We start from the raw sequence: 6,539 nt of genomic DNA on the forward strand, positions 1-6,539 counted from the left end.
CCGTTCAGCCCGGCGCACCGCCGCCGGGATGCCGTCGACCTGATGGCAGACCCAGCGTTCACCAGCTCGGTGAAGTGCGGCGTCGGAAATAGTCTGCGACGGCGCTCGTCCTGACGGACCAGCCCGCGCAGCTCCATCGCGTTGATCAGGTTGCGAATGTGGGATCGCGACACCCCCAGCAGCCCGGCAAGCTCGCTGGCCGACGCCTCCACCCAGCCACCGGCCCCCTCCTGCGTCAGACCACGCTCTGCCAGCGTCAGGGCCAGATAGAGGCCACTGTCATGCTCGTCGAGCCATGCCAGTTCGGGAAAGCGCAGCAGCGCCCGGTGGCGCGGGTCGAGCAGGACCGCGCATTCGCACAGCACCCGGTCATAGAAACCGCGGTCTCGGCGCAACCTCTCTCCCGCATCCCCGCCGCCGGCCAGCCGGCGATGGCAGGCGAGATGCAGGGCCAGCCAGTCACGCAGGCCATCCAGGATGACCGGGCCGGGGACCAGATAGCGGATGCGGCCGTCGCCAGGATCGCGTTCGGTCTGGACGATGCCAAATCCGCGCAGCAGGGCGACGAAGGCGGCGGTCTGCCGCGTGCCGGGCAGGCGCTCCTGTAGACGGGTCAGGGTCGGCCGCTCCTCCGGCGTCCGGGCGGTTGCGTGCATCGACACGATCCACCCGGCGATCTCGGTCGGCGCCCGCTGGCCGAACAGCTTGATCATCAGCCGCTGCCCACGCAGCGGAGCGACCAGCCCGGCGCAGAACTCCGCGAGCATCGCCGGAAACTCGGGATGGCGCCGCATCCATTCCGGCCCCTCCTCCGGCAGATGGATCGGCTCCAAAACCATTGGCACAATAACCATGGGCTGGACTCCGCGTCTGGGTTCCGGCTTGCCGTTCGCCGGGTTAGTCTAAACCATTACGCGTACGATCAAATGGACGGCGATAGGCACAACTCATATTGACACGCGATCTTCGGGGCCTCTTTCATAGCGTCCCGATATGGACTGCACGGGTTGCGGCGATATGGACGTGCGGCAGCTTCGCTATTTCCTGGGGATCGTCGAACATGGCTCGATCTCCCGCGCGGCCGACGCCCTGCGGGTGGCGCAGCCGGCGCTCAGCCTGCATCTGAAGCGGCTGGAAGAGGATTTCGGCTGCCAGCTCGTCCTGCGCACGGCGCGCGGCGTGGTGCCGACCGAAAGCGGGCGGCGGCTGGCGCAGCGGGCGGCGATGCTGATCGAACAGATGGACGGGCTGCGTGACGAGGTGCGCGCGGTGGAGGCGGTGCCGGCAGGTCCGGCGACTGTCGGCATCCCGACCTCGCTGGGGCCGGTGCTGACCGTGCCGCTGGCATTGGCGGTGCGGCGCACCCATCCGCAGATCCGCCTGCGGGTGGTCGAGGGGCTGTCCGGCCATATGCTGGAATGGGTGCTGTCGGGGCAGCTCGACCTCGCGCTGGTGTTCGGCACCCGCGAGATGGGCGGGCTGGAGACCCAACTGGTGGCACAGGAGAAACTGCATCTGGTCGGACCGGCCGACGATCCGCTGCTGCGCGGCCGCAGTGCCATTCCCTTCGCCGAGGCGCTGGCCCTGCCGTTGATCCTGCCCGGCCGGCCGCACGGCGTGCGCGAGGAGGTGGAGCATGCCGCCCTGCTGGCGCGGGCAAACGTCACCGTGGCGATGGAGATCGACGCGCTGGAGCAGATCAAGGCGCTTGTGGCGGAAGGCTGTGGCTATACCGTGCTGTCCGACCGCGTGGCCCGCCACGGCGGGACGGCGGAGCGGCTGACCGGCCTGCCCATCGCCGATCCACAGATCGACCGGACCATCCTGTTGGCCCATGCCGCCAGCCGGCCGATGTCGGCAGCCGCCCGCGCCACCCACGCCATCCTGTCCGGGATCCTCACCGACCTGACGCGGGACGGCGGCTGGCGCTGAGGGCCGGGAAGCGGACGGCCGGAAGAGGCCGAACCGGAACAAGTGGGGCCGGAGTACGGAAAGCGGAATAGCCCTCCTGCTCATGGGCAGCGCATCGCTGCGCACCATTTTTTGCCGCAGCACTGCGTGGTTCCCGGTCTTGCTCCTGCCACAGTGCGGCGATACCGTGCAGCCCACGCCGCAGCCGTTCCGTGGAAACATGCACGACATCGTCATTCAAGTCCTCGGCGTCGCCGGGCTCCTCGCCCTCGTCAGTTTCCTGCCGCCGCTCGCCGCCCGCTTCCAGATGCCCTACACGGTGCTGCTGGCCGGCGTCGGCGTGGCCCTGGGTGCGGTGATCCAGACCTTCGCCGGACCGGGCAAGGATCCCCTGCATGACTTCCTGAATTCGCTGGCCGAGCTGGACGTCTCGTCCGATGTGCTGCTGCACGTCTTCCTGCCGATCCTGCTGTTCGAGACGGCGCTGGCGGTCGACGTGCGGCGGCTGTTCGACGATCTGGGGCCGATCCTGCTGATGGCGGTGGTGGCGGTGTTCGTCTGCACCTTCGCCGTCGGCTATGCCGTCAACCTGTTCACGCCGATGCCGCTGGTCGCCTGCCTGCTGCTGGGCGCCATCGTCGCCTCCACCGACCCGGCGGCGGTGATCGGCATCTTCCGCGACCTGGGCGCGCCAAGACGGCTGACCACGCTGGTCGAAGGCGAAAGCCTGCTGAACGACGCCGCGGCCATCGCGCTGTTCACCCTGCTGCTCGACATGCTGACACGCACCTCCCATGGCGGCGCGGGGGCGGCGGCACTGGACTTCCTGCGCGATTTCGCCGGCGGCGTCGTCACCGGCTATGTCTGCGGCCGCATCGTCTGCATGCTGGTGGAGCCGGTGCGCAACCAGCCGATGGCGGAGATCACGCTGACGGTGGCGCTGGCCTATCTGTCCTATGTGCTGGCCGAGCATTATGTCGGCGCATCGGGCGTGGTGGCGGTGGTGACCTCGGCGTTGGTGATCGGTTCGGTCGGACGCACCCGCATCTCCCCCGCCACCTGGGGCGCCATGGAACATGTCTGGCAGCAGCTGGGCTTCTGGGCCAACTCCATGATCTTCCTGCTGACCGCCATCCTGGTGCCGCGACTGATGGCAGATGCCGGCTGGGCGGAGGTCGGGCTGGTGGTGGTGGTGGTGCTGGCGGCCTTCGCGGCGCGGGCAGTCGTGCTGTTCGGCCTGCTGCCGGTGCTGTCCTGGGCCGGGCTGGCGCAGAAGGTCAGCATTTCCTACAAGGCGGTGATGCTGTGGGGCGGCATGCGGGGGGCGGTGTCGCTGACGCTGGCCCTGGCGGTGACCGAGAATTTCCGCGTGCCCGACCGGGTCCAGAGCTTCGTCGCGGTGATGGTCACCGGCTTCGTCTTCGTCACCCTGTTCGTCAACGGAACCACGCTGCGCTGGCTGATCCGCGTGTTGAAGCTCGACGAGCTGACGCCGGTGGAACGCGCCATGCGCAACCGCGCGCTGGCCCTGTCCACCGACAGCATCCGCGACCGCGTCTCCGCCGTCGCCAAGACCTATGAGGTCGATGGCGCCGTCAAGGACGTGATGATCGCCCGCTACGAGGAGCGGCTGAAGCAGATCGACCGCGATAGCCAGGAAGATGCCCAGTTGACCGGCGAGGACCGCATCACCATCGGCCTCGTCATCCTGGTGAACCGCGAGGAAGAACTCTATTACGCCCACTTCTCCGAAGGGGTGGTGTCGCGCGGGGTGATGGAGATGCTGTCCGGCCGCAGCGGGCGCCTGCTCGACGCGGTGAAGAGCCAGGGCCGCAACGGCTATCGCGCCTTCGAGGAGCCGTTCATCGCCTTCTCCCCCTGGATGCGGATGGCAAGCTGGCTCCAGCGCCGCTTCGGCATCCACCGCCCGCTGGCCCGGCGCCTGTCGATGCGGTTCGAGGTGCTGGTGGCCGTCCGCACCGTGCTGCGCGAACTGCTGGCCTTCACCCGCGACCGGCTGGCCCGCGTCCTCGGCCAGGAGGTGGCGTGCGAGCTGGAAGGCATGCTGGTCGGCCGGCTGGGCATCGTCGAACAGGCGTTGTCGGCACTGAAGCTGCAATATCCCGACTATGCGGTGGTGCTGCAGAGCCGCTATGTCGGCCGCGCCGCCCTGCGGCTGGAGCATGCCGAATACCGCGCGATGCATGCCGAATCGATCATCAGCCAGGAGGTTCTGACCGACCTGGAGCGCGACCTGGAACAGCGCCGCCGGGCGCTGGAACGGCTGCCGAAGCTGGATGTCCGCTTCGACGTGGCCGAGCTGGTGCGCCGTGTGCCGCTGTTCGCCGGCCTGCCGTCGGAGCGGGTGGCGACCATCGCCACGCTGCTGCACGCCCAGCTGGCCCTGCCGGGAGAGACCATCGTGCGCCGGGGCGACCGCGGCGACGCCATGTTCTTCATCGCCTCGGGTGCCGTGGAGGTGCTGGTGCCGATGCTGGCCGAACCGGTCAAGCTGGGCACCGGCGACTTCTTCGGCGAGATGGCGCTCCTGTCCCGCCAGCGGCGCAATGCAGACGTGCGGGCGCTGGGCTATTGCCAATTGCTGGTGCTGGATGAGAAGGATTTCCGCCGGCTGGTGCAGAAGGACGCGGATTTGCAGTCCCACATCCAGGCGGTCGCCGAAGCGCGCCGCCAGCCGACCCAGTCGTCTCCGGCCGTTCCGGCGGTGAGCTGACCGGACGGGGAAGGGACAGTCGATGGGTGAGACCACGACGGGCGGCGGCCAGACCTGGCTGCGCCTGATGCCGGGTCTTTTCGTGCTGCTGTGGAGCACCGGCTTCATCGGCGCCAAATACGGGCTGCCCTATGTGGAGCCGCTGACCTTCCTGCTGCTCCGTCTGGGGCTGGTCGCCGTGGTGCTGGCGCTGGTGGCCCTGGCGAGCCGGGCGCCCTGGCCCAGGGACTGGGCAACGGCCGGGCGGATCGCGCTGGCCGGTCTGCTGGTGCATGGTGTCTATCTCAGCGGCGTCTTCCTCGCCATCGCCCATGGGCTGCCGGCCGGCGTCACCGCCCTGATCGTCGGCATCCAGCCGCTGCTGACAGCAGCCCTGTCCGGCCCGCTGCTGGGCGAACGGGTCAGCGGCCGGCAATGGGCGGGGCTGCTGCTGGGCCTTGCCGGCGTCGGGCTGGTGGTGCGGGAGAAGCTGTCGGTCGACGCCGAGCACATGATCGGCATCGGCTATGCCGTGGCGGCGCTGGTCGGGATCACGCTGGGCACGCTGTACCAGAAGCGCCACGGCGGCGGCATGGATTTGCGCAGCGGCACCGCCATCCAATATGCCGCCACCGCCGTCGCCCTGGCGGCAATCGCCCCGATGACCGAGACCATGCAGGTGCAGTGGACGGGAGAGTTCGTCTTCGCCCTGCTGTGGCTTTGCTTCGTGCTGTCGGTCGGCGCCATCTTCCTGCTGTTCGCCCTGATCCGCCGCGGGGCGGCGGCCAAGGTCGCCAGCCTGTTCTATTTGACCCCGCCGGTGACGGCGCTCGTTGCCTGGATGCTGTTCGGCGAAAAGCTGGGCGTCACCGCCCTGGCCGGCATGGCGGTCGCGGTCTGCGGCGTGGCGCTGGTGAACAGGAAGTGAGGCGGGAGTGTGCGGGGCCTCAGCCCCACTTCATCTCGCCCAGCGCCACCTTGGCGCCGATGTCGAGCGCGATGCCCATCCCGGCGTCGGGATAGTGCCGCGTCATGGCGGCGATCAGATCGGCACTGGTCTTCGCCTTGGCAAACTCCTCCTCGAAGGCCAGAAGATAGGTCTTGGTGTAGGCGATGGCGGCTGCATCGGGCGCGGCTCCCGGTGCGGCGTGACCGGCGACCACCACCGCCGGATTGCGGACGGCCATGGCGTCGAGCGCCTTCACCCAGGCGGCGCGCGCCTCAGCCGTCGCGGTGTCGGCGGTCCAGACATGAAGGCCGGAGAACACCAGCACTCCGCCGAAGACCGCCTGCAGCGACGGCACCCAGAGGTGACGGCGGTTCGGCAGCCCCTGGGCGTCGACGATCTCGATGGTCTGGCCGTCCAGCGTCAGGGCGGCGCCGTCGAACGGCTGCGGCATCACCACATCCGCCAGGGTCTGCGGACCGTTCTCCTTGAGCTTCGGGCCCCAGACCGCCAGCTTCTTCTCGACAGTGCCCTTGATCGCCGCGACGGCGGCGGAGGTGGCGATGACGCGGGCGTTGGGGAAGGCCGCCTTCACCGGCCCCAGGCCGAAATAGTAATCGGGATCGCTCTGGCTGACATAGATGGTGGTCAGCGTCTTGCCGGTCGCCTTGATGGCCTCTGCCAGCGCCTTGCCGTCGGACAGGGTAAAGCCGCCGTCGATCAGGATCGCTTCGCGGCTGCCGGACAGCAGGACCGGAGCGCGGAAGAAACCGCCCTCCCCGGCGGGGAACGCCCGCCAGCTCAGCGGTGCCGCCGTTGCGGCAAGCCCGCCGGCCGGAGCCAGAAGGGTCGCGGCCCCGGCCAGCGTCAGGGCGTGCGCGGCGGTGGCAAGGATGTCCCTGCGTGTGATCATCGTCGATGTCCTCGGTTGGGTGTCGGCTTTCAGCCGGCGCTGAGAACAGCGGCCAG

General features: G+C 69.0%; 5 protein-coding genes. 3 read left to right on the top strand and 2 right to left on the bottom strand.

Annotated features, from left to right (window positions below; all coding sequences use genetic code 11):
- Window positions 1-854, bottom strand: an 854-nt coding sequence (locus I71_RS35380) for a hypothetical protein (RefSeq protein WP_199902306.1), incomplete at its 3' end; no start/stop codon positions are given.
- 163 nt (window positions 855-1,017) lie between these two features.
- Between I71_RS35380 and I71_RS31770 the strand changes: the two genes are divergently transcribed.
- The 3 genes from I71_RS31770 to I71_RS31780 all read left to right on the top strand — a co-directional run bounded on the left by I71_RS31770 (window position 1,018) and on the right by I71_RS31780 (window position 5,552).
- Window positions 1,018-1,932: a LysR substrate-binding domain-containing protein gene (locus tag I71_RS31770; RefSeq protein ID WP_042703737.1), complete on the top strand. Its 915-nt coding sequence runs from the start codon at window positions 1,018-1,020 to the stop codon at window positions 1,930-1,932.
- A gap of 139 nt (window positions 1,933-2,071) precedes the next feature.
- Window positions 2,072-4,645 (top strand): cation:proton antiporter, encoded by a 2,574-nt coding sequence (locus I71_RS31775; protein WP_244434179.1) that lies wholly within the window; start codon window positions 2,072-2,074, stop codon window positions 4,643-4,645.
- Window positions 4,646-4,667: 22 nt separating this feature from the next.
- A complete protein-coding gene (locus I71_RS31780; RefSeq protein ID WP_042703739.1) occupies window positions 4,668-5,552 on the top strand; it encodes a DMT family transporter in 885 nt (294 codons plus the stop codon).
- A 19-nt stretch (window positions 5,553-5,571) separates the two neighbouring features.
- Here I71_RS31780 and I71_RS31785 read toward each other — a convergent pair.
- A partial coding sequence (locus tag I71_RS31785) for an MBL fold metallo-hydrolase (protein WP_244434180.1) occupies window positions 5,572-6,539 on the bottom strand: 968 nt, incomplete at its 5' end.

The organism is Azospirillum sp. B506 (assembly GCF_000333595.1).
Taxonomy (GTDB): domain Bacteria; phylum Pseudomonadota; class Alphaproteobacteria; order Azospirillales; family Azospirillaceae; genus Azospirillum.

Coding starts and splice junctions, on each gene's coding strand:
- I71_RS31780 (WP_042703739.1), top strand. CDS start 4,668: ATGGGTGAGACCACGACGGGCGGCGGCCAGACCTGGCTGCGCCTGATG.
- I71_RS31770 (WP_042703737.1), top strand. CDS start 1,018: ATGGACGTGCGGCAGCTTCGCTATTTCCTGGGGATCGTCGAACATGGC.